Genomic DNA, 257 nt, shown 5'->3' with positions numbered 1-257 from the left:
CCGTGCTCAGACGCCACAAGGCTATGAGCAACTTGCGGGCGAGCGCTACGATCATCTTCGTTTTGCGTGCGGCGGTCGGACCTTCCGTTCGCGCCCGGTACCATTGGGCCAGAGCGCTATCCTTCTGAAACCGCAGAAAGCGCCAAGCAAGCTGGATCAGGCCGCGACGGACGCGGGCGTTACCTGCCTTCGCCAGTCCCTTCTGGCGCCGCTTGGAGCCACTTTCGTCGGGCGCGCCGGTCAGGCCGGCATAGCGC

General features: G+C 65.4%; 1 protein-coding gene. It reads right to left on the bottom strand.

From position 1 onward, the window contains the following. Positions 1 to 257, bottom strand: a 257-nt coding sequence (locus tag D3227_RS40965; protein WP_147377863.1) for a transposase, incomplete at both ends; no start/stop codon positions are given.

The organism is Mesorhizobium waimense (genome assembly GCF_003601975.1).
Taxonomy (GTDB): Bacteria; Pseudomonadota; Alphaproteobacteria; order Rhizobiales; family Rhizobiaceae; genus Mesorhizobium; species Mesorhizobium waimense.
This window is presented reverse-complemented; position numbering and strand designations above follow the sequence as displayed.